Raw genomic sequence first — 1195 nt, 5'->3', positions numbered from 1 at the left:
CCGGGAGGGGATCACTTGGAAAAGGTCGATATTTTCAAGGATATCGCTGAACGAACAGGAGGCGATATATACTTAGGTGTCGTAGGAGCTGTACGTACAGGAAAATCTACGTTTATCAAAAAATTTATGGAGCTAGTGGTGCTCCCGAATATCAACAATGAAGCAGACCGGGCGCGCGCACAAGATGAGCTCCCCCAAAGTGCCGCTGGCAAAACCATTATGACAACTGAACCGAAGTTTGTTCCGAATCAGGCAATGTCAGTTCATGTCAGTGACGGACTCGATGTGAATATAAGGCTTGTCGACTGTGTCGGCTATACTGTACCCGGAGCAAAGGGATACGAGGATGAAAACGGGCCGAGAATGATCAACACTCCTTGGTATGAAGAGCCGATTCCGTTTCACGAAGCTGCCGAAATCGGCACGAGAAAAGTCATCCAGGAACACTCCACCATCGGTGTTGTGATTACGACTGACGGCACGATTGGAGAAATCGCCAGACAGGATTATATCGAGGCTGAAGAACGGGTGATCGATGAATTAAAAGAGGTTGGAAAACCATTTATCATGGTCATCAATTCCGTAAGGCCGTACCATCCGGAAACGGAAGCGCTCAGGCAAGAGCTGATGGAGAAATACGACATTCCGGTGCTGGCGATGAGCGTTGAAAGCATGAGGGAAGCGGACGTTCTGAGCGTTCTCAGAGAAGCGCTTTACGAATTCCCTGTACTCGAAGTCAACGTCAATCTTCCGAGCTGGGTCATGGTATTAAAAGAGAATCATTGGCTCAGGGAAAACTATCAAGATTCCGTTAAAGAAACCGTCAAAGATATTAAAAGACTGAGAGATGTCGACCGCGTCGTCGGACACTTCAGCGAATTTGATTTTATCGAGCGCGCCAGCCTCGCCGGAATAGAAATGGGCCAGGGGATTGCCGAAATCGATTTGTACGCGCCGGATTACCTGTACGATGAAATTTTGAGGGAAGTCGTCGGCGTTGAAATCAGAGGAAAGGATCACCTCCTTCAGCTCATGCAGGATTTTGCCCATGCCAAGACCGAATATGATCAAGTATCAGATGCGTTGAAAATGGTGAAACAAACCGGTTATGGAATCGCTGCTCCCGCATTAACCGATATGAGCCTTGATGAACCGGAAATCATCAGGCAGGGGTCAAGATTCGGAGTCCGCCTGA

General features: G+C 48.3%; 1 protein-coding gene. It reads left to right on the top strand.

Features of this window, described 5'->3' with window-relative positions:
- Window positions 1-15: 15 nt before the first annotated feature.
- A partial coding sequence (gene spoIVA, locus C1T29_RS13760; protein ID WP_208945460.1) for a stage IV sporulation protein A occupies window positions 16-1195 on the top strand: 1180 nt, incomplete at its 3' end.

The organism is Bacillus sp. MBGLi79 (genome assembly GCF_002953915.1).
The sequence above is the reverse complement of the archived record's forward strand: the minus strand, read 5'-3'. Positions and strand labels throughout refer to the sequence as shown.